The following is a 19,638-nucleotide window of genomic DNA, read 5'->3' as shown; positions in this document are numbered from 1 at the left end:
CCTTCTGCATATGCGTGCGTGTCCTTTGCCTGTTTTCCGTTACCGCGTGTCCCTTACCCCGCATGTCCTGCCGGGGACTGCCGGCGCTGGCTCCCCGGCGGGGAGGGCCGGCAGGCAGCCGGAGTTCTCTCGTTCAACTCTATCCATAGCTCTACCACCGGGTGCCGACTTTATGGCCCCGCCGGGCGGCCATAGGATGGGATCCCAACGACCCCCTAGGAATCCTTTGCGCACCTTCGTCTCCGCAGCCGCCGTTCTTGTCGGGCTCCTGATGGCCGCCGTCGCCGTTCCAGCCATGTGGGTGGACCAGAACATCGTCCAGGAAGAGGGCTTCGTCGTCCTGACCGCGCCGCTGGGCAAGGACCCGGCGTTCCAGCAGCGGCTGGCTACGGCCGCCGTCGACAGCTTGGCGTCGGCCGCCCAGATCCCCGAACCGCTCACCGAACTTGCCCAGCCGGTCCTGGACAGCGCGGCGCAGTCGCTCACCGGGCTGCCCGGCTACTCCGATGCCTGGGCGGAGACGCTGCGTAAGAGCCACCTGCTCACGTTTGCGGACCCCAACACGTTGCCGCCAGAGGCCGACGGGACCTCGTCGCTGACCCTGGACGTGGCGCCGCTCGTTGGACTGGTGGCGAAGCGGGTTTCCGAGGCGACCAAGCTTCCGCTGCAGGCTCCTGGCCAGGTGCTGATCCACATGGGCCAGTCCAACCAGCGCCAGCTCATCGCGCAGGTCACCGCCTATGCCCCGATGGGCTATGCCGTCGGGATTGGCGCCGGCATCGCCTTCGTGCTCGCGCTGGTTGCAGCCCGACGCCGGGGGACCGTCCTGGCCGGCATCGGCGTCGGTCTGCTGGTGCTCGCCGGGCTCTGGAAACTGGGCAGCGATATTGCCGGCGCCGCCGTCGCCGGAACGTCGAGCGGCAACGATGTGGCCGAGCTCTTCAAGAACGAGTTTGTCGCGGCGTGCTCGGCCAGCTTTGGCCAGTGGATCGTAGCCGCCGCCGTGGCGGGGGCGGCCCTGCTGGTCGTGGGGGTCGCTGTAGGCGTTGCCGAGGGCCGCAGCCGGGGCAAATCGAACACCGGTAGCATGGGAGCATGACCACCACCGCTGTCTCCATTCCCATGCCATCCGTTCCGCGCCGGCGGCGTTCACCGGAAGACGTGCTGGCGGCGGCCCCCGTCTCCGGCCCCAAAAAGGTCCTGCTGGCGGCCCCTCGCGGCTACTGCGCCGGCGTTGACCGCGCGGTCATCGCGGTGGAAAAAGCCCTGGAGCACTACGGCCCGCCCGTCTACGTGCGCAAGCAGATCGTGCACAACGTTCACGTGGTCAGCTCCCTGGAGGAGAAGGGCGCCATCTTCGTCGACGAAACCGACGAGGTCCCCGAGGGCGCCCTGTTGATCTTTTCCGCCCACGGCGTCTCGCCGGCGGTCGTCCAGTCCGCCGAGGACCGCGGCCTGCGCACCATCGATGCTACTTGCCCGCTGGTCACCAAGGTGCACCGCGAAGCCGTCCGCTTCGCCAAGGATGACTTCGACATCCTGCTGATCGGCCACGACGGCCATGAGGAAGTCGAAGGCACTGCCGGCGAAGCACCCGAACACATCCAGATCATCAACGGCCCGCATGAGGTCGACAAGGTCACGGTCCGTGACCCCGAGAAGGTCATCTGGCTCTCGCAGACCACCCTGAGCGTGGACGAAACCATGGAGACGGTCCGCCTCCTCAAGGAGCGGTTTCCCACCTTGCAGGATCCCCCCAGCGACGACATCTGCTACGCCACCACCAACCGGCAGGTGGCCATCAAGAAGATCTCGCCGATGGCGGACCTCGTGATCGTGGTGGGTTCGGCCAACTCGTCGAACTCCGTCCGGCTCGTGGAGGTGGCGCTGGAATACGGTGCCAAGGCCTCCTACCGGGTCGATTTCGCCAACGAGGTGGACGAGGCCTGGTTCGAGGGTGTCGCCACGGTGGGCGTGACGTCGGGGGCCTCCGTCCCGGAAGTGCTCGTCAAGGACGTTCTAAGGCTCCTGGCCGACTACGGCTACGGATCGGTCGAGGAGATCGTCACGGCGGAGGAAGACCTGCTCTTCTCCCTGCCGAAGGAACTCCGCGCCACCCTGAAGCAAGCCGGCGATGTCTCCCGCGCCCTCGGCGGCCGGGGGACCCGCACCGAACGGTCCTAACCCCGAACGGGGCTGCTAACGGTCCTAGGCCGCGGACTCCTCGGCATCGTCGGGCACTTCTGAAGTGCTACGGGGCTGCAGTTCCGGGGCGGCGACCGCCCGGGGAGTGACCTCGACGGCGGGGGGAGTGGCCAGCCCGGCGGCTTCCAGGGCGTTCAGCTTCCGCGCGGTGGGCAGGACCCTGGCCTCGAGGGTTCCGACCATGGAGTTGTACCGCTCCACCGAGGTCTTCAGCGAGGACCCCAGCTTGGTGACGTTCTCGCCGAGCGTGCCCATCCGGTCGTAGAGCTGCCGGGCGAGCTCGAAGAGTTCCCGGGCGCTGTCCGTCAGCACGTCCTGCCGCCACGTGAACGCCACGGCCTTCAGCACCGCGAGCAAGCTCCCGGGCGAGGCCAGGACGACGTTCTTGGACAGCGCATAGTCCAGCAGCGCCGGGTCGGCCGTGAGGGCCGCGGCCAGGATGGACTCCGCCGGAAGGAAGCAGATGACGAGCTCCGGTGAGTTGCCGGGGATGTCCCAGTACTTCTTGTTGCCGAGGGCGTCCACGTGCGCCTTGAGGGCCTTGGCGTGGGCGGCGAGGTGCAGCTGCTGGTTTCCGGACAGTTGGGCGGGCTGCTGGCCCGCCTGGGACGTGCCGAGTTCCTGGGCGGCGAGATACGACGCCAGGGGCACCTTCGCATCAACGACGAGCTGCTTGGCGCCGGGCAGCTGCACCACGAGGTCGGGCCGCAGGCTGCCGTCCGTGCCTGCCCCGTGGCCCTGCCCGCTGTGGACCTGCTCGTGGAAATCGACGTGGCGAAGCATGCCTGCTGCCTCGACCACCCGGCGGAGCTGGACCTCACCCCACTGGCCGCGGGCGCTGTTGGAGCGCAGGGCCGATTCGAGGGCATGCGTGGAGCGCAGCAGCTGCTCGTCGGACAGCCGGGCCTCCTGCAGCTGCTGGGCGAGCTGGCCGTACTGCTCCAGCCGGTCGCGTTCGAGCAGGGACACCTGCTGCTGCACGGCCGCGAGCTTTTCCGCCACCGGGGCCAACGCCCGCAGCACACTGCCATCCTGGTTTCGGGACTCGCCGAGCTCCCTGTTCTGGGCGGCCAGCAGGCGTCTTTCGGCGTCGGCGGCGGCGAACTGGGCGCTGACTTCGGAGAGCCGGGCCGATACGCCGTCGAAGTCCTGTTCCACGGCGACGTACCGCCGGCGGAGCAGGACATAGACGACGGCGGCGCCCGCAACGGCGCCAATGAGCAGCATGAGCAGGGCAAGAATCACAGCGAAAGCATCCATGGCTTCACTTTGGCATGCCCCTGTGACAGTTTTGGCTTCGACGCCCGGAAGGCGCATGGAAGGCGCATGGAAGAGGCACGGAACAGCCCCACAGCAACCCCCATCACGGGCCGAACCGGCCGCCGCGGGGAACTGCGGGCCTGTGCGGGTAGAATATATGCTCGTGGCTCTAACTATTGGCATCGTCGGACTGCCCAACGTCGGCAAATCAACCCTTTTCAACGCACTGACCCGCAACCAGGTGCTCGCAGCGAACTACCCCTTCGCGACGATCGAGCCCAACGTCGGCGTCGTGAGCCTGCCGGATGCCCGGCTTGAAAAGCTGGCGGGCATCTTCGGCTCCCAGCGCCTCCTGCCCGCCGCCGTGTCCTTCGTGGACATCGCCGGCATCGTCAAAGGCGCGTCCGAGGGTGAAGGCCTGGGCAACCAGTTCCTCGCCAACATCCGCGAGGCCGAGGCCATCGCGCAGGTTGTCCGCGTGTTCGACGACCCGGACGTCATTCACGTCGACGGCAAGGTCGATCCCCGCTCCGACATGGAGACGATCAACACCGAACTGATCCTGGCCGATCTGCAGACCATCGAAAAGGCCGTCCCCAGGATCGAAAAAGAAGTCAAGATCAAGAAGCGGGAGGCCGCCGAGCTGGCAGCCATCCTCGCTGCCCAGACTGTGCTGGAACGCGGCGACACCATCTTCTCCTCGATCAAGAGCGACAAGCTCGAGATGGAGCACCTCAAGGAGCTTGGCCTGCTGACGGCCAAGCCCTTCATCTACGTCTTCAACGCCGACGAGGGGATCCTGGGCAGCCCGGAAAAGCAGGCTGAACTGCGCGCCCTCGTGGCCCCGGCCGACGCCATCTTCCTGGACGCAAAGCTCGAGTCCGACCTCGTGGAACTCGATGAGGCAGAAGCGCGCGAAATGCTGGAAATGAACGGCCAGGATGAATCCGGCCTGGACCAGTTGGCCCGCGTCGGCTTCCACACCCTCGGACTCCAGACCTACCTCACGGCCGGCCCCAAGGAAACCCGCGCGTGGACCATCCGCCAGGGCTACACCGCCCCGCAGGCGGCCGGCGTGATCCACTCCGACTTCCAGCGCGGCTTCATCAAGGCCGAGGTCGTCTCTTTCGATGACCTCGTCGAGGCCGGCTCCATGGCCGAGGCGAAGGCCCGCGGCAAGGTCCGGATCGAAGGCAAGGAATACATCATGGCCGACGGCGACGTCGTGGAGTTCCGCTTCAATGTGTAGTTCCTGACCTCCTGAGACCTTTTGCGATGGCCGCTAAGAACACGTGTTCTTGGCGGCCATGCGCTTTTTGCCGCCGGTTGCCGAATCAAAATGATGCTGCCCGCACTTTGACTCGCAAGGAATGACTGGCCAATGTTCGAGTGACAGAACATGGCCCCGATTGCTGGAAACGGACATTGGGGAAGATCGTCGGGGCGAGCCGAGTCAGCGTGTATCGGTACCCGAGTATGGAATCCTGAGGTGCTCGAGCCGCCCGTCCCGAAAGATTGACGCATTGTCTTTCTTGGACACCCGTATCCTTCCCAGAGTCGACTAGGGTTCGTTGCAGCTTCGCCAGGCTGCGGCGATGATGCCCAGCACCGGGCCGGCCGTCGATGCCGCACAGTCTGTCATGGTGACGGCTTGGAATGTCGGCATCGCCGGCGGCGGCATTACCGGGCGGGGCACTCCTCGACGCCCTGGGCACGACGTCGCTGGCGTGGGTCACCTTCGTACTCATACTCGCCGCGGTGATGGTCGGATTCACGAACACGAAGTGATTGCTGAGGCGAAGATTGCTCAAACCAGTGCCGGGATGCCGGACCTGGTCGGCTAAAAATCCGTGCGCGCATACAGCCGCGCGGCCGCGTCACGGTTCATGGCGAGCACTCCGATAGGCCCGAGGGGTGGATCCTACGTCGTTGCGGAAGTGCCGGTTGAAGTTGGACAGGTTGGTGAATCCCACTTCGTAGCAGATGGCGGAGATGGCTTTGTCGCTGTGCTCCAGCAGCCGCCGGGCGTGGGCCAGTCGGAGCTTGCGCACCAGGTCGCTGAAGTTCTGGCCGGTGGCGCGCTTGAAGTACTTCGAGAATGTTGGCTCTGACATGCCGACCAGGGCGGCAGCGTCGGACATCCTGACGCTGCCGGCGTGGTTGCTGAAGACGTACTCCAGGACGATGTCCACTACCGCAGCGGCCTGGCTGTCCAGTTGTGGCCTGAACCATTCGTCGGCGAGGTAGCGCCGTTCCTCCTGCGGTGCCCGCGTCAGGATCGCAAATACCTCAATGAGATGATGAAGCCTCTGCAATCCGGTGGCCTTGCCCATGGCCTCGAGGGAATCGGCGGCGGCTTTGGCTGTCCGTCCGAGGAACTCGATTCCGCGCGAGGACTGTTCCAGCAGGGGTTTGACGTCGGCCATTTCCGGCACGATTGAAGCGGCCTGGTCAACCCATTTTCCGTCGAACTGGATGAGGGCGTCCCTGCCCTGGAGGATTTCTCCGGGCTCGAGGTCGCTGACCCAGTCGTGCGGCAGCCCCGAACCCACCAGAGCCAGGTGCCCGGCCTCGAACGTGCCGATGTGGTCTCCTACGATGAATTTTCCCGTGCCCTTCCGAATCAGGTGAAGTTCATATTCGGGATGGTAATTCCAGCGTGCCACCGGGCTTGGGTAGTCGTGCTCGTGCCACCGGACGGAATGGTTCGGGTCTTCCGGGATGACCTCCCGGTTGGCCCGCATTCCCAGCAGCCTTTCGGCAAGCCTGGCTGCCGCGCTGTCAATCGGATCAGGGCTGTCAATGAGGTCAGCGCTGTCGCTGGGGCCCGCCATGCTCATTGTGGTTCTCCAGGCGTTCAGGTCATGAAATGTGGACAGCCAGGTGGTTGCCTTCTCCTAGGGTAGCGCTGGGCCGGGGGAGGCTGGGGAAAATTAGTATCAGAAATTGGCAACCACGGCGCTAGTTGTGTCCCATTCCACAGGCCTAATCTTGAGGAACAGCAGCAAGGTAACTGGCATCGAGCCCCTCGCCCCGTTTCGGCCCCGCACTCCGACGCAGCAGTCGGAATGGGCCAGCATCGCACCCCCCGAAGAACAAAGGAGTCCTTAATGCGCGCAAAAATACGCGTCGCCGCACTGGCCGCAGGCGCCCTGTGCGTGGCGCTCAGCGCCACGGCTTGCGCAGGCGCCGGTGGCGGCAATTCCGCAGGCGACCCGAACGCCATCAATGTCCTGATGGTGAACAACCCCCAGATGGAGGACCTGCAGCGGCTCACCGCGGATAACTTCACCAAGGAAACCGGCATCAGGGTCAACTACACAGTCCTGCCGGAAAACGACGTCCGCGCCAAGATCAGCCAGGAGTTCTCGAGCCAGGCCGGACAGTACGATGTTGCGTCACTGTCCAACTACGAGATCCCGTTCTACTCCGCCAACGGCTGGCTGGCGTCGCTGGACAGCGTGGCCAAGGACCCCGAGTTCAACCAGGCGGACATCCTTCCTGCCTACACAGCATCGCTGACGGGCAAGGACGGCAAGCTCTACGGCGAACCGTTCTACGGAGAATCCTCCTTCCTGATGTACCGGAAAGACATTCTCGAGGCCAAGGGCCTGACCATGCCGGAGAAGCCCACCTGGGACCAGGTCGCTGATCTTGCTGCCAAGGTTGACGGTGCAGCTCCCGGCATGAAGGGCATCTGCCTGCGCGGCCAGCCCGGCTGGGGCCAGGTCTTCGCACCCCTGACGACCGTGGTGAACACGTTTGGCGGGACCTGGTTCGACAAGGACTGGAACGCGAAGGTCAACGCACCGGAATTCACCGCGGCTGTTGATTTCTACACCAAGCTGGTGCGCGACCACGGTGAAGCGGGGGCCGCCCAGGCCGGGTTCACCGAGTGCCTGAACAACATTAGCCAGGGCAAGGTCGCCATGTGGTACGACGCCACCTCCGCGGCCGGGGCTTTGGAAGCGAATGACTCCCCGGTGAAGGGAAAGGTCGGTTATGCCCAGGCTCCGGTGAAGGAGACCAAGTCCTCGGGCTGGCTGTGGACCTGGTCCTGGGCCATGCAGGCGGCCTCCAAGAAACAGGACGCCGCCGGGAAGTTCATCGCCTGGGCCAGTTCGAAGAAGTATGAGGAACTGGTTGCATCCAAGTTCGGCTGGTCCAAGGTCCCGTCCGGCAAGCGGATCTCCACCTACGAGAACGCCGACTTCCAGCAGGCCGCGCCGTTCTTCAAGGCCGAACGTTTCGCCATTGAGAACGCCGATCCGAAAAACCCCGGAGTCCAGATGCGGCCGGCTGTCGGTATCCAGTTTGTCGGGATTCCCGAATTCGCGGCCCTCGGCACCAGGGTTTCCCAGGGTGTGAGCTCAGCCATCGCCGGCCAGGGCTCCGTGGCGGATGCCGTGGCCAAGGGCCAGGAAGCCGCCCAAAAAGTCGGCGACAAGTACAAGTAATCACCACCGAACCGCAGGAGAACATCATGACTACCGCAACGGCGCGCGTCTCCCGGCACGGGAGCAGCACAGCCAAACCTTCCAAGAACGTCAGGGCGCGCGAACGCGCCGTGGCCTGGGCACGGCGCGCACCGCTGCTGCCGGCCCTGATCTTCCTCATCATCGTCACCCAGCTTCCATTCGTGGTGACCCTGATCATTTCGTTTCTGAACTGGAACAGCCTGAGCCCGGACAAGACCGGATTCGCCGGCTTTGAGAACTACATCCAGGTCCTCACCGACCCTTACATGCTGCAGGCGATCATCACCACGATTGTTGAAACGGTCTCAGTGGTCCTGATCAGCCTGCTCCTCGGCCTCGGCCTGGCCCTGCTCCTGGACAAGAAGTTCATCGGCCGCGGACTGGCCCGGACCCTGCTGATCGCACCGTTCCTCATAGTGCCGGTTGCCGCGGCGCTCATCTGGAAGCATGCAATCCTCAACCCCGTCTACGGCCTCATCAACGGCACCCTCACCTGGGTCTGGTCGCTCTTCGGCTCCGACACCCCGCCCCAGCCGGACCTGCTGTCATCGGCGCCCCTGATGGCCATCATCATCTCCCTGGTCTGGCAGTGGACGCCGTTCATGATGCTGATCCTGCTCGCCGGCCTGCAGTCCCGCCCGATGGACACCGTGGAAGCGGCCCAGATGGACGGCGCCACCCCCTGGGCAATCTTCCGCCACCTCACCCTGCCGCACCTGCGCCAGTACCTGGAACTCGGCGGACTGCTCGGAGCCATCTACATCGTGCAGAATTTCGACGCCACCTTCGTCATCACCTCCGGCGGCCTGGGCACGGCCAACCTGCCCTACGCCATCTACGAGACGTTCTACTACGCCAACGAATACGGCCTGGCCTCTGCAGCCGGCGTCGTGGTGGTCATCGGCACCATCATCGTGGCGACCTTCGCACTCCGCACCGTATTCTCGCTCTTTAAGAAGGAGGCAGCACGATGAGCACGCTCACCCCGGCCGAGCCCAGGTCATCAGTCCCCGCCCCGCATGCCCGCACCAACGGTTCACGGCGCCGCGGCAAGTCGCGCATGGACCCCACGCGCAACAACACGGCCGCCGGCGTCGCCGCCTGGCTCCTGGCCCTGCTGTTCGCGGTACCGGTCCTGTGGATGATCCTGACCTCGTTCCACTCCGAAGTCGACGCAGCGACGAACCCGCCCTCCGTCGCCGCCGGCCTGACACTGGACGCCTACAAGGAGTTCTTCGGGGCAACTTCCGGTGTCAGCCCGTGGCCGTCCCTGATTAACTCCGCCACCGCCTCAGTCTTTTCCACCGTCCTGGTCCTGCTGCTGGCCATCCCGGCCGCCTACGCGCTGTCGATCCGGCCGGTGAAGAAGTGGACCGACGTCATGTTCTTCTTCCTTTCCACGAAGATGATGCCCGTGGTCGCGGCCGTTCTGCCGCTGTACCTGTTTGCCAAAACCGCCGGGGCGCTGGACAACATCTGGTTCCTGGGCCTGATGTACACCTCGATGAACCTGCCCATCGCCGTGTGGATGATGCGCTCCTTCCTCGACGAAGTGCCCGTTGAAATGCTCGAGGCCTCCCAGATCGACGGCGCGGGCCTGTTGCTGACGCTCCGGAAGGTCGTCGCCCCCGTGGCGATGCCCGGCATCGCCGCCACCGCCCTGATCTGCTTCATCTTCAGCTGGAACGAACTGCTCCTCGCCCGGGTCCTCACCGGGGTGGTGGCCGGCACCGCCCCGGTCTTCCTCACCGGCTTCGTCTCCGGCCAGGGCCTGTTCCTCGCAAAGGTCTGCGCAGCCGCCGTCGTGATCTCCCTGCCGGTACTCTTCGCTGGCTTCGCCGCCCAGGACAAACTCGTCCAGGGCCTCTCCCTGGGCGCCGTCAAATAACGCCGTCAGATAGCGCCGTCAAATAGCCGGCCATCGCCCCCTCGATTCTCAAAGGAATACTTCGATGACAACTTCAACCGCACAGTCCCGGACCGACGGCCAGCCAGAAGTACCGGCCACCATGCGCGCCGCCGTCCTCAAACGCCAGGGCGACATGGCCATGGAAACCCTGCCCGTCCCGCAACTCGATTCCGATCAGGTCCTGGTCCGGGTCGCGGCCGTCGGCGTCTGCGGCAGCGACGTCCACTACTACGAGCACGGCCGGATCGGTGACTACGTGGTGGACCACCCGCTGATCCTCGGCCATGAGCTGTCCGGCCGGATCGCCGCCGTCGGAAGCGCCGTGGACCCGGGCCGCATCGGCCGGCGGGTCGCCGTCGAGCCGCAGCGGCCGTGCCGCAAGTGCAAGCAGTGCAAAGCCGGCCGGTACAACCTATGCCCCCACATCGAGTTCTACGCCACCCCGCCGATCGACGGGGCCTTCGCCGAATACGTGACGATCCAGGCTGACTTCGCCTACGACATTCCGGACAGCGTCAGCGACGAGGCCGCAGCCCTGATCGAGCCGCTCTCCGTCGGCCTCTGGGCCTGCGAACGGGCAGAAGTCCGCCCCGGCAGCCGCGTGCTCATCGCCGGGGCCGGCCCCATCGGCGTCATCGCCGCCCAGGCCGCCCGCGCCTACGGCGCCACCGAAATCTACATCAGCGACATCGCCGAAGACCGCCTGGCCTTCGCCCTGGAACACGGCGCAACCCATGCGTTGAACGCCAGGACCGACAGCGTCGAAGGCCTCGACGTCGACGCGTTCATCGACGCCTCCGGCGCCCCGCAGGCCGTCCGCTCCGGCATCAAAGCCGTGGGACCGGCTGGCCGGGTCATCCTGGTGGGGCTCGGGGCCGACGACGTCGAACTCCCCGTCTCCTACATCCAGAACCGGGAGATCTGGCTCTCCGGCGTCTTCCGCTACACCAACACCTGGCCGCTGGCCATCCAGCTCATCGCGGATGGAAAGGTGGACCTGGACGTCCTGGTCACCGGAAAGTTCGCCTTGGCCGACTCCGAAGCGGCCCTCAAAGCGGGCAAGCAGGCCGGACAGCTCAAAGCCGTCGTCTACCCGGGTCGCTGACCCACGCCACCGATCACCGACTACTGCAAGGAAGCAGCCATGTCAGCAAACTACCCCGCCTCCGAACCCCGCCCCGCAGCCACGGGCACCGTCCTGACAGTCGTCGGCGAGTCGCTCGTTGACCTCATCGATGACCCGCGCCGGGGAAACACCGTGCCCGAGACACACCCGGGCGGAAGCCCCCTCAACGTGGCCGTGGGGGCTGCCCGTCTAGGCCTTCAGACCAGCCTGGTGACCCACTACGCTACCGACCGGTACGGGCTCGTGATCGACGAACATCTTCAGTCGAACGGCGTCCACGTCATCAACGGCGGAGCCACCCCGACGTCGACTGCCCTCGCCACGCTTGGTCCCGACGGCGCCGCCGAATACACTTTCTCCATCACCTGGGAAATCAGCGGCGCATCATTGCCTGCCTTGGCCGCCGTCGACGTTTCCACCCATGTCCACACCGGATCAATCGCGACCGTGCTCCCGCCGGGGAACCTGGCCACTCTAGCCCTCGTGGAGGCGGCCCGTGAGCACGCCACCATCAGCTACGACCCCAACTGCCGGCCCGCAATCAGCCCCGATGCCGCCGCAGCGCGGCAGCATGCGGAAGTGTTCGTGGCTGCCAGCGACATCGTCAAAGCCAGCGACGAAGACCTGAGCTGGCTCTACCCAGACCGGACACCGGTGGAAACCCTGCAGGCCTGGCTGGAACTGGGGCCGGCAGTCGTGGCCCTGACACGCGGCGCCTCCGGCCCGGTCATGATTTCCGCCACGGGGCGCGTGGAGATGGCAGCCGAACCCATCATCGTGGCAGACACTGTGGGCGCCGGGGACTCCTTCATGGCCGGGCTTCTCTCCGGACTTGCCCAGCTTGAGGCGCTGGGGGCGAACGGAAGGCACCGGCTGAAGGCCCTGACCCTGGATCAGCTGCACGCCCTCGGCGCCTACGCCAACCGCGCAGCAGCGATCACCTGTTCCCGGAAGGGCGCAAATCCGCCACGGTCGGGAGAACTCGGTCCGCTGCCCGTTCCCTCACCGGCCCAGGAGCGATAAAATGCGGCAAACCCTCAACAACACCAGCGTTGCCACCTTTCCCGCATCCGTGGCCGCACCGGGCTACGACCGCTCTGCGCTGACCGCCGGCATCGTCCACTTCGGCGTCGGCGGCTTTCACCGCGCCCATCAGGCCATGTACCTGGACCGGCTGATGAACACCGGCCAAGCCCACGACTGGGCTATTTGCGGCGTCGGGGTCCTCCCCGGGGACGCCCGCATGAAGGAGGTGATGGACCGCCAGGACTGCCTCTACACCCTGGTCGTGAAAAACCCCGACGGAACCCGCGAGGGACGGGTCGTCGGTTCGATCATCGAGTATCTTTTCGCGCCCGACGACCCCGATGCCGTCATCGAGAAAATGGCATCCGAGGCCACTCGGATCGTCTCACTCACCGTCACCGAGGGCGGCTACAACTTCCACCACGTCACAGGCGACTTCAACGCCGAGAACCCCGACGTGCTCCATGACCTGCAGCCGGGAGCGGCTCCGCGGACCACCTTCGGACTCGTCACGGAAGCGCTCTCCCGGCGGCGGGAACGGGGGCAGCAGCCGTTCACGGTGATGTCCTGCGACAACATCCAAGGCAACGGAGACGTCGCCCGCAAAATGTTCACCGCCTTTGCAACGCTCAAGGACAGGGAGCTGGGCGCCTGGGTCGCGGACCATGTTCCGTTCCCCAACAGCATGGTGGACCGGATCACCCCGGTCACCACGGACGCGGACCGTGAGGCCGTCGCCGCGGAATTCGGGCTCGAGGACGGGTGGCCGGTGGTGTGCGAACCGTTCGAGCAGTGGGTCCTTGAAGACCATTTCAGCCTCGGGCGCCCGCCCTTCGAAGACGCCGGAGTCCAGCTCGTGGACGACGTCGAACCCTACGAACTGATGAAGCTGCGCCTGCTGAACGCCAGCCACCAGGGCATGTGCTACTTCGGCTACCTCGCCGGCTACCGATACGCCCACGAAGTCTGCCAGGACCCTCTCTTCACCCAGTTTCTGCTCGACTACATGGACAAGGAAGCCACGCCCACCCTCCAGCCTGTCCCCGGCATCGACCTCCACGAGTACAAGCGCACCCTTATCGAACGGTTCTCCAACGAGCACATCCGGGACACCCTGGCCCGGCTGTGTGCCGAAAGCTCGGACCGGATCCCCAAGTGGCTGCTGCCGGTCATCCGCATCAACCTGAAACAGGATGGGGAGATCCACCGCTCCGCAGCCATTGTGGCGAGCTGGGCCCGCTATGACGAGGGCGTTGACGAACAGGGAAACACCATCGACGTGGTTGACCGGCTGAAAGAGCCTCTGATGGCCGCCGCGGCCCGGCAACGAGAGGAACCGCTCGCGTTCATCGCCAACCGGGAAATCTTCGGTGACCTGATCGACAACGAATCCTTCGTTACGGCCTATACCCGGGTCCTGAATGACCTTCATAGCCGCGGAGCCCGGGCCGCCCTGGAATCCCTGAAATCCGGTTCATAGGCAGCACGAACCCCTTGACCTGAAAGAAGGCAACGATGCCCCTGGTAGCCGGCGTGGACAGCTCCACCCAGTCCTGCAAGATCGTCATCCGCGACGCCGATACCGGCGCCCTGCTGCGCCACGGATCGGCACCCCACCCGGAAGGAACCGAGGTGGATCCCGAGGCATGGTGGTCCGCCCTCCAGGAAGCCATCGAACAGGCGGGCGGGATCGATGACGTGGCGGCGATTTCCGTCGGAGCGCAACAACACGGGATGGTCTGCCTGGACGCGGCCGGGGGAGTGGTCCGGCCGGCGCTGCTGTGGAACGACACCCGGTCCGCCGCCGCGGCGCAGGGCATGATCCGTGACGCCGGTCCAGACGGTCAACGCCATTGGGCAGACACGACGGGCACCGTCCCGGTCGCCTCGCTCACAGCGACCAAGCTGCGCTGGCTGGCCGAAAATGAACCGGAAAATGCCGGCCGAACGGCCGCGGTCTGCCTTCCACACGACTGGCTCAGCTGGCGGCTGGCCGGATACGGGCCAGACAGCGACGCGCCGGGGATCGAAGCCCTCTGCACCGACCGTTCCGACGCCTCAGGCACAGGATACTGGTCACCCGCAACCGGCGAGTTCTTGCCCGACGTTCTCGAAGCGACGCTGGGACATGTCCCGGCGCTGCCCACGGTCCTGGGACCCCTGGACTCGAAACACACAACGCCCTCCGACGTCCTGATTGGGGCAGGCGCCGGCGACAATGCCGCCGCCGCTCTCGGCGTGAACGCCAGTCTGGGTGACGTCGTCGTTTCCATAGGCACGTCCGGCACCGTGTTCGCCGCCTCCGATGTGCCCGTCGCCGACCCTTCCGGGTTGGTCAGCGGCTTCGCCGACGCGACGGGTCACTTCCTGCCGCTGGTCTGCACACTGAACGCCTCCCGCGTCCTCGACGCCACCGCTAGCGTCCTCGGGATAGACCATTCCGAACTGTCCCGCCTGGCCCTTTCGGCGGCCGCCGGAGCCTCAGGGCTGGTGCTCGTGCCCTACTTCGAGGGCGAACGCACCCCCAATCTTCCGGATGCTACCGGATCACTGCACGGCATGACGCTGGCAAACTTCACGCCCGTGAACCTCGCCCGCGCCGCCGTGGAGGGGCTGGCCTGCTCGCTGGCCGACGGGCTCAAGGCCCTCACCGACGTCGGCGTCGCTGCTCGAAACGTCATTCTGGTGGGCGGCGGCGCACGCTCGGAGGCCGTGCAACACATTGTCGCAGCGGTCTTCGGACTACCGGTGCGCGTGCCGGAACCCGGGGAGTACGTTGCTGACGGCGCCGCGCGGCAGGCAGCCGGGGCGCTCCTCGGTGCATTCCCTGCGTGGAAGACCGGAACAACAGGGTTGATAAAGGCAGACCCCACACCGGACGTGCTCCAACGCTACCGCGCAGCCGTGCCAGCGAGCTGAGCCTCACTAAAGCACCGCGACGTCCGAACCGGGGCAAACCCAAGCGCGAGAGCATTTGGCCCAGATGGGTCGTTGCAGTCCGCGCCACAGCAGTGTCTTAGGAGGTAGCAGGTCGGTTTCCACCGAACGTCGCAACACTGGCTGAAAGTGGTGCCGCGTTTATGGGACGTTCGGTGCGCCGGTTACGGAAAATGAGGCCTGCGGGTCTGGTCGAGAAGCGTCCGGACATGTTCAGCTGACGAACCAGGGTATTCAAATTTCGAGGCATGCAGTGTCCTCGGAATCCAGCGGAACCCGCCAACCGCTGGCTGAACGGACATAACAGAGGCGGCGGGTTACGGGCGGACGGCATACATCCACTTCGCGGTGCCAGCGCCTAAACCGACTGAATCGAACCGGTGTCTGTCGGAGGACGGGCGCGTGTTCATCGCCGACCGTTTGTCGGCACGGCTAGTCTGCGATTCGTCGCCCGTGACCTTGGGATATCTGCATCAACGATCAGCCGGGAGCTTGCACTGTTGCCGAGCAAGACCAGGTGGAAGGCGTTCACGGAGACGGCCGTGCGCGGCAGCCACATCCGAAGCGCTTTCCGGAACGCGGCCGGCGGGTCCATCGCCACGACCCGCACGCCGAGGCGCCACTCCAACGGGCGCTTGAAGAGCCACTCTCCGACGCCCTTGTGGTCGCGGCTGTCGACCACGCCGAGGACCTGTCCAGGTCAACGATGGTGGTCATCCATGGCTCGAAGCGTTTCCAGACCTTGGTTTCAGAGTCCTTGAAGAACCGGACGGATGGGAAGCGGTGCTGATCAATGCCTAGCAAACGTGGCCGCAGCTTGTCCACGTCCGGAAGTCTGGTTGACGCCATGTTCAGGGGCCCATCGGACCATCGCGCAGCCAGCTGTGCGGCACGACGTCCCAGCCGAAGGTCTGCGAGACCAGGTAGGCGGCCACCTCCCGGTGCGCCAGGGTGCCGTGGGGAAAATCCCACAGCGGACTTTCGCCTGTTATCGGCTTATAGACGACCACCTCGTCGCCGATGCTGTCCAGAAATGTAGCGTTTGAAGCCGTCGTGATGCGGCCGGTGATAGTCAGCTCGGCGGTCACTAGGTCCGTCGCTGGCATCAGACCTCGGGAAGGGTGCAGATGTGCCCGTCGGCGTCTATGGGGTAACCGCAGAGCGGGCACGTCGGACGCCCTGCGCCCACGATTTCCCGGGTGCGTTTGGCGAATGCGCGGGCGGTACCGACCGGCATTCGCACCAGCAGCATTTCGGACTCCGTAGCCCCGTCCTCATCAAGGGATTCGTCGTTGTCATCAGCATCGACATCGGTGATGGGGCGGGCCTCAAGTACGACCTGGGCCGTGGCGGGATCCCACCCTAAGCTCATCGCTCCGGTGCGAAACTGCTCCTGAACGGCCTCGAGCTGGTCATTGTCGACAAGCTCAATGGGAGTACTCGTGGGAACGCTGAAGGGGTTGCCCTCGACGGTGATGAGCTGGTCGAGAATTTCGTCGATCTTCTCCGCGAGCAGAGCCGACTGCTGCTTCTCCAGGGCAATACTCACAATCTGCGTCCCTGCGCGCACCTGCAGGTAGAACGTGCGCGCCCCCGGAAGGCCAATGGTGCCAACGACGACCCGATCAGGCCAGGCAAACTCGTGAACACGTGTAGGCATGTCAGTATTTTAGGCACATGAGGTGCAGGGCGCCTTTTGCCCTGCACCACCGCCCACCGGCGCATCGCCAGAGTGGATGCCGTTCGACAGCCACGACAGATCACCCGCATCGGTGTTGGTCGCGTAGACGCTCGGCCGAGTAGCGCCGTAGCCCACGATCCATACGGAAGCGGGGCCCACGTTAATGCGCTGGAACAGGTCAAGGTGCATGCCGAGTGCGTCGGCGAGGACTGACTTGATGATGTCACCGTGACTCACCGCCACCCACACGGCCCCTGGCCCGTACTCGGCTTCGAAGGCTGCATCGTGGCGTCGAATCGCTGCCACCGACCGAGCCTGCATCGCGGCCATGGATTCACCGCCGGGAAAGACGACGGCGGACGGTTGCGACTGCACCACCGGCCACAAATCCTCGGTCGCGAGATCACTGAGCGTGCGGCCCTGCCACTGGCCGTAATCGCACTCGGTGAGATCGAGATCGGCCGGCGCGTACGGCGTGCCGGCCCAGCTGGGCCGGAATCGCGAACAAGGTGCCGGTTTTGGTCTGGAAGGACGAAACGCGGGTTACTGACTCTGGACGACCCGGGGGATTGATTACTAGGATTTTGTCCACAGTTCGGCATGGACGCAGTAGGCGTCCGGGAAGGAGGAGCAGATCACCGCTGACCCAGACCAATCTACAACTGACTTATCCGTTGAAAGCCCCTCGTCCGAGGGGCTTTCCCGTGTCTGAGAGCACGTCTTCGGGCGGCATGCTCACGGCTGGCCATAAGGGGCGGCCGGTAGACTCTGTCCCTGGCGACGCTCATCGAGGAGCACCTACCCCTAGAGTGCGGACGCTGCACCACAGATTTCTCACGCAGAGGGAAACCAGTAAGAGACCGGCACATGTCGGTCACTTACTGGTTCACCGGACTGACAGGCGGAAGCAACTTCGAGTTGAATCCGCCGCTGCTTGAAGAAGACGTCAAGTGGGGGGATGTCTCTATGCTTTTGGTCAAGCGGCGGGGGCGGGCTTCTCGTCGTAGAAGGTGCCGTGTCTGGGCATCGAGTAGATTACGTCGCAGCGGCGCCGGGCCAGGCAGATCACGGTGGCTTTTGTGTTTCTTTCCCTGTGTACGTTTCTTTTGGTAGTAAGCGCAAGACCGCCTCGATGAGGTTCACGGGGTCCTTTCGGCTGTGGTTTCTGGCCCAGCGCAGCACGTTAGACCGGCCCCGCGGCGTGCAGGCCCGTGGGTTCGGAGTACTTGATGCAGTCGGCTCCGGAAGGGAGAAGGGGTCTCCAAGAAAACTATGCGTCACTCTTCGGGGCGGGTGACTCGGTCGCCTCAGGATTCCATGCTCGGGCACCGATACACGGTGGCTCGGGTCGCCCCAACGATTTTCCCGACGTCCGGTTGGGTCAGGGAGAGATGACACCGTTAGACGCGTCGGGGTGAACGATCGGGTCGCTGGACATGCTGTGATCGAGAAGCTCCTGACCGATCGGGAGGGTTTGCCGCATCGGTCGTGTTTTCGGCGCCGACCCGCTGACTCCGACAATTACCCCTGGTACAAGGGTGCTCTCGGGGAGATAGCAGTAGGGCAGATCCTCGAGCGGCTGGTCCTGAGTGGACGATCCTGCACGCCGTGCCCGTGGGTGCGGGCGCGTCCGACGTAGACCACGTGCTGATAGGTCCGGCCGGCGTATTCACCCTCAATACCAAGAACCACGCCGGGCAACATGCCGACGGAATTGAACCCGCCACTGGCCGACATTCACGTTTGGCTCTTATACCGGTACGGGAAACGCGACGTCGTAGAGGGACTTCACGTCTGCAGCGGCCACTGGGCAAAATTCGGGACGGTTCCCAAAGCCGGACGACCCGTCTTCCCCACTCGGGCGCCTCCACTACCGGTATGCCTGGGCTCGCATCATCCCGCGCGACTGCCCGCTAGCCGGTCGGCCATCATGCCCGAATAGGTATCCCCTTCCGGGACGACGGCCAGCCTATGAGCGCTCTACCGAGGAGCAGAGTTCACGAGCTCGTAGTGTTCGACTAAAGGAAACGGCTCGTAGAACTTGTGCAGTATCTCCCGCCACTGCTGATACTGGGGGGATCCCCTGAAGCCAACGGTGTGGTCCTCCAAACTGTCCCACTGCACGAGAAGTAAGTACGTGTTGGGAGTTTCGATCGAGCGCGAGAGCGATAAAGAGGCAAAGCCGGGCATTGACGCAATAATCAAACGAGCGCGATCGAATGCTGCCTCAAAGTCTTCTTCCTGGCCGGAAATGACGGGCAGCAGCGCGTGTTCGGTAATCATAGGGAAAGTCTTGCAGATTCCCGTTTGAGGGTTCCCCAAACGAGACCGGTTTTTGGGCCGTCCGGGGTACCGCTCGACGATCCTTTACCGGGCATGCCGTTGTTCGCCGTGCAGGCGAACCGCATTATGTACAGATGGCTCAGAACCGGACCGTTACTGGCAAGTCGCTTCTCTTCGCGCTCGGGCTCTCGGCCGTCCTTGGTGTGGCCATCGGCCTGATCCAGGGGTGGCAGTACTCCTTTATTGGTCTTGGGGCTGGACTCGGCCCCTTGATTGGGGCCTATTTCGGTAATAAGAAGGCTGCGAAAGTTGACGCGTACCGGAATGAATGGCTCGGTGAGCGGAAGGCACGTGGGCAGGAACGTCAGCCGACGGCGCCGCCAGAATAGGTGTTCTGGAAAGGATCCCCCAACTGGACGGAAGGGCCCCAAGGACTGCCGGTCGTGCAAGAATCGCGGCATGGATGAGGATGACCGGCAGACGAGGGACGAATTGATGATCCTCGAGGCTCTGGTGCAGGCGATGGATCGGCGCGACGAGGTCTTCCAGGTGATTGACGATTCAGAGGACGTGGACGAAGCAATCCGTCGCGTGGGTCAACTGTTGGGCGTGGGAGAGCTGGCCAGCCGGTTTGTCCTCGACCTGCAGGTCAGAAGATTCACCCGAGACCAGCGTCAGGCCATCGCTTCCCGTGCAGAAGAACTTAGATCAAGGCTGCCCGATGGGCACTGAA

The 19,638-nt window shown here is 64.7% G+C and carries 19 protein-coding genes and 3 pseudogenes; 14 read left to right on the top strand and 8 right to left on the bottom strand.

From position 1 onward, the window contains the following. The first annotated feature begins 226 nt into the window (after window positions 1–226). Together BM372_RS01075 and BM372_RS01070 are read left to right on the top strand one after the other, a co-directional pair. Window positions 227–1,099: a hypothetical protein gene (locus BM372_RS01075; RefSeq protein WP_090950693.1), complete on the top strand. Its 873-nt coding sequence runs from the start codon at window positions 227–229 to the stop codon at window positions 1,097–1,099. Continuing rightward, the gene (locus BM372_RS01070; protein ID WP_090950690.1) at window positions 1,096–2,184 is read left to right on the top strand and encodes a 4-hydroxy-3-methylbut-2-enyl diphosphate reductase; all 1,089 of its coding nucleotides are present in this window, start codon (window positions 1,096–1,098) and stop codon (window positions 2,182–2,184) included. The genes BM372_RS01075 and BM372_RS01070 overlap by 4 nt, the downstream gene beginning before the upstream one ends. Before the next feature lie 24 nt (window positions 2,185–2,208). Here BM372_RS01070 and BM372_RS01065 read toward each other — a convergent pair whose 3' ends face one another. Further along, entirely contained in the window at window positions 2,209–3,465 is a 1,257-nt protein-coding gene (locus tag BM372_RS01065) for a DNA recombination protein RmuC (protein WP_090950686.1), read from the bottom strand. Between the two features lie 163 nt (window positions 3,466–3,628). Between BM372_RS01065 and ychF the strand changes: the two genes are divergently transcribed. Together ychF and BM372_RS20925 are read left to right on the top strand one after the other, a co-directional pair. Then, a complete protein-coding gene (ychF, locus tag BM372_RS01060) occupies window positions 3,629–4,714 on the top strand; it encodes a redox-regulated ATPase YchF (RefSeq protein ID WP_090952829.1) in 1,086 nt (361 codons plus the stop codon). A 407-nt stretch (window positions 4,715–5,121) separates the two neighbouring features. Continuing rightward, window positions 5,122–5,253 carry a hypothetical protein gene (locus BM372_RS20925; protein WP_256213978.1) on the top strand — a complete coding sequence of 44 codons (132 nt, stop codon included), beginning with the start codon at window positions 5,122–5,124 and terminating at the stop codon, window positions 5,251–5,253. 89 nt (window positions 5,254–5,342) lie between these two features. Here the strand turns inward: BM372_RS20925 and BM372_RS01055 are convergent, their stop codons facing one another. After that, entirely contained in the window at window positions 5,343–6,305 is a 963-nt protein-coding gene (locus tag BM372_RS01055; RefSeq protein WP_090950684.1) for an AraC family transcriptional regulator, read from the bottom strand. A gap of 270 nt (window positions 6,306–6,575) precedes the next feature. Here BM372_RS01055 and BM372_RS01050 point away from each other — a divergent pair, with 270 nt between their 5' ends. The 7 genes from BM372_RS01050 (at window position 6,576) to BM372_RS01020 (ending at window position 14,923) form a co-directional block, all read left to right on the top strand. Continuing rightward, window positions 6,576–7,922 carry an ABC transporter substrate-binding protein gene (locus tag BM372_RS01050; RefSeq protein ID WP_090950681.1) on the top strand — a complete coding sequence of 449 codons (1,347 nt, stop codon included), beginning with the start codon at window positions 6,576–6,578 and terminating at the stop codon, window positions 7,920–7,922. A 26-nt stretch (window positions 7,923–7,948) separates the two neighbouring features. Continuing rightward, on the top strand, window positions 7,949–8,917 hold the full coding sequence (locus BM372_RS01045; RefSeq protein WP_090950679.1) for a carbohydrate ABC transporter permease: 969 nt from the start codon (window positions 7,949–7,951) through the stop codon (window positions 8,915–8,917). Beyond that, window positions 8,914–9,831: a carbohydrate ABC transporter permease gene (locus BM372_RS01040; protein WP_090950677.1), complete on the top strand. Its 918-nt coding sequence runs from the start codon at window positions 8,914–8,916 to the stop codon at window positions 9,829–9,831. The genes BM372_RS01045 and BM372_RS01040 overlap by 4 nt, the downstream gene beginning before the upstream one ends. Before the next feature lie 64 nt (window positions 9,832–9,895). Further along, window positions 9,896–10,957, top strand: a complete 1,062-nt coding sequence (locus tag BM372_RS01035; protein ID WP_090950674.1) for an NAD(P)-dependent alcohol dehydrogenase — start codon at window positions 9,896–9,898, stop codon at window positions 10,955–10,957. Window positions 10,958–10,996: 39 nt separating this feature from the next. Further along, complete coding sequence (locus BM372_RS01030) at window positions 10,997–12,001, top strand: carbohydrate kinase family protein (RefSeq protein ID WP_090950672.1); 1,005 nt, start codon at window positions 10,997–10,999, stop codon at window positions 11,999–12,001. Between the two features lies 1 nt (window position 12,002). Further along, window positions 12,003–13,484: a mannitol dehydrogenase family protein gene (locus BM372_RS01025; RefSeq protein ID WP_090950669.1), complete on the top strand. Its 1,482-nt coding sequence runs from the start codon at window positions 12,003–12,005 to the stop codon at window positions 13,482–13,484. 35 nt (window positions 13,485–13,519) lie between these two features. Beyond that, complete coding sequence (locus tag BM372_RS01020) at window positions 13,520–14,923, top strand: xylulokinase (RefSeq protein ID WP_090950667.1); 1,404 nt, start codon at window positions 13,520–13,522, stop codon at window positions 14,921–14,923. A gap of 424 nt (window positions 14,924–15,347) precedes the next feature. Here the strand turns inward: BM372_RS01020 and BM372_RS01015 are convergent, their stop codons facing one another. The 5 genes and pseudogenes from BM372_RS01015 to BM372_RS20920 form a co-directional block, all read right to left on the bottom strand. Next, a complete protein-coding gene (locus BM372_RS01015; RefSeq protein ID WP_090950664.1) occupies window positions 15,348–15,623 on the bottom strand; it encodes a transposase in 276 nt (91 codons plus the stop codon). Window positions 15,624–15,798: 175 nt separating this feature from the next. Further along, window positions 15,799–16,047 (bottom strand): annotated as a pseudogene (locus BM372_RS01010) (phosphatidylinositol kinase); the annotation flags it as partial. Beyond that, window positions 16,047–16,601, bottom strand: a complete 555-nt coding sequence (locus BM372_RS01005) for a DUF3090 domain-containing protein (protein WP_090950662.1) — start codon at window positions 16,599–16,601, stop codon at window positions 16,047–16,049. The gene BM372_RS01005 and the pseudogene BM372_RS01010, both read right to left, overlap by 1 nt. A 9-nt stretch (window positions 16,602–16,610) precedes the next feature. Continuing rightward, window positions 16,611–17,105 (bottom strand): annotated as a pseudogene (locus BM372_RS01000) (MSMEG_4193 family putative phosphomutase); the annotation flags it as partial. Window positions 17,106–17,598: 493 nt separating this feature from the next. Beyond that, window positions 17,599–17,746: pseudogene (locus BM372_RS20920) on the bottom strand (IS110 family transposase); the annotation flags it as partial. A 484-nt stretch (window positions 17,747–18,230) separates the two neighbouring features. Between BM372_RS20920 and BM372_RS21185 the strand changes: the two are divergent. Continuing rightward, complete coding sequence (locus BM372_RS21185) at window positions 18,231–18,539, top strand: nuclease-related domain-containing protein (protein WP_371261683.1); 309 nt, start codon at window positions 18,231–18,233, stop codon at window positions 18,537–18,539. A gap of 63 nt (window positions 18,540–18,602) precedes the next feature. Here BM372_RS21185 and BM372_RS00990 read toward each other — a convergent pair whose 3' ends face one another. After that, window positions 18,603–18,905 (bottom strand): antibiotic biosynthesis monooxygenase family protein, encoded by a 303-nt coding sequence (locus tag BM372_RS00990; RefSeq protein ID WP_090950658.1) that lies wholly within the window; start codon window positions 18,903–18,905, stop codon window positions 18,603–18,605. A gap of 134 nt (window positions 18,906–19,039) precedes the next feature. Between BM372_RS00990 and BM372_RS00985 the strand changes: the two genes are divergently transcribed. Both BM372_RS00985 and BM372_RS00980 read left to right on the top strand, forming a co-directional pair. Beyond that, complete coding sequence (locus BM372_RS00985) at window positions 19,040–19,294, top strand: hypothetical protein (RefSeq protein ID WP_090950655.1); 255 nt, start codon at window positions 19,040–19,042, stop codon at window positions 19,292–19,294. A 70-nt stretch (window positions 19,295–19,364) separates the two neighbouring features. Further along, window positions 19,365–19,637 carry a DNA gyrase subunit A gene (locus BM372_RS00980; RefSeq protein ID WP_090950652.1) on the top strand — a complete coding sequence of 91 codons (273 nt, stop codon included), beginning with the start codon at window positions 19,365–19,367 and terminating at the stop codon, window positions 19,635–19,637. Window position 19,638: the final 1 nt, after the last annotated feature.

Source organism: Arthrobacter sp. ov118, from assembly GCF_900116495.1.
In the GTDB taxonomy this organism is placed as follows: domain Bacteria; phylum Actinomycetota; class Actinomycetes; order Actinomycetales; family Micrococcaceae; genus Arthrobacter.
The sequence above is the reverse complement of the archived record's forward strand: the minus strand, read 5'-3'. Positions and strand labels throughout refer to the sequence as shown.

Coding starts and splice junctions, on each gene's coding strand:
- BM372_RS01005 (WP_090950662.1), bottom strand. CDS start 16,601: ATGCCTACACGTGTTCACGAGTTTGCCTGGCCTGATCGGGTCGTCGTT.
- BM372_RS00980 (WP_090950652.1), top strand. CDS start 19,365: ATGGATGAGGATGACCGGCAGACGAGGGACGAATTGATGATCCTCGAG.
- BM372_RS01030 (WP_090950672.1), top strand. CDS start 10,997: ATGTCAGCAAACTACCCCGCCTCCGAACCCCGCCCCGCAGCCACGGGC.
- BM372_RS01040 (WP_090950677.1), top strand. CDS start 8,914: ATGAGCACGCTCACCCCGGCCGAGCCCAGGTCATCAGTCCCCGCCCCG.
- BM372_RS01045 (WP_090950679.1), top strand. CDS start 7,949: ATGACTACCGCAACGGCGCGCGTCTCCCGGCACGGGAGCAGCACAGCC.
- BM372_RS01050 (WP_090950681.1), top strand. CDS start 6,576: ATGCGCGCAAAAATACGCGTCGCCGCACTGGCCGCAGGCGCCCTGTGC.
- BM372_RS01065 (WP_090950686.1), bottom strand. CDS start 3,465: ATGGATGCTTTCGCTGTGATTCTTGCCCTGCTCATGCTGCTCATTGGC.
- BM372_RS00985 (WP_090950655.1), top strand. CDS start 19,040: ATGGCTCAGAACCGGACCGTTACTGGCAAGTCGCTTCTCTTCGCGCTC.
- BM372_RS01025 (WP_090950669.1), top strand. CDS start 12,003: ATGCGGCAAACCCTCAACAACACCAGCGTTGCCACCTTTCCCGCATCC.
- BM372_RS01020 (WP_090950667.1), top strand. CDS start 13,520: ATGCCCCTGGTAGCCGGCGTGGACAGCTCCACCCAGTCCTGCAAGATC.
- BM372_RS01070 (WP_090950690.1), top strand. CDS start 1,096: ATGACCACCACCGCTGTCTCCATTCCCATGCCATCCGTTCCGCGCCGG.
- BM372_RS01055 (WP_090950684.1), bottom strand. CDS start 6,305: ATGAGCATGGCGGGCCCCAGCGACAGCGCTGACCTCATTGACAGCCCT.
- BM372_RS20925 (WP_256213978.1), top strand. CDS start 5,122: ATGTCGGCATCGCCGGCGGCGGCATTACCGGGCGGGGCACTCCTCGAC.
- BM372_RS00990 (WP_090950658.1), bottom strand. CDS start 18,905: ATGATTACCGAACACGCGCTGCTGCCCGTCATTTCCGGCCAGGAAGAA.
- BM372_RS01035 (WP_090950674.1), top strand. CDS start 9,896: ATGACAACTTCAACCGCACAGTCCCGGACCGACGGCCAGCCAGAAGTA.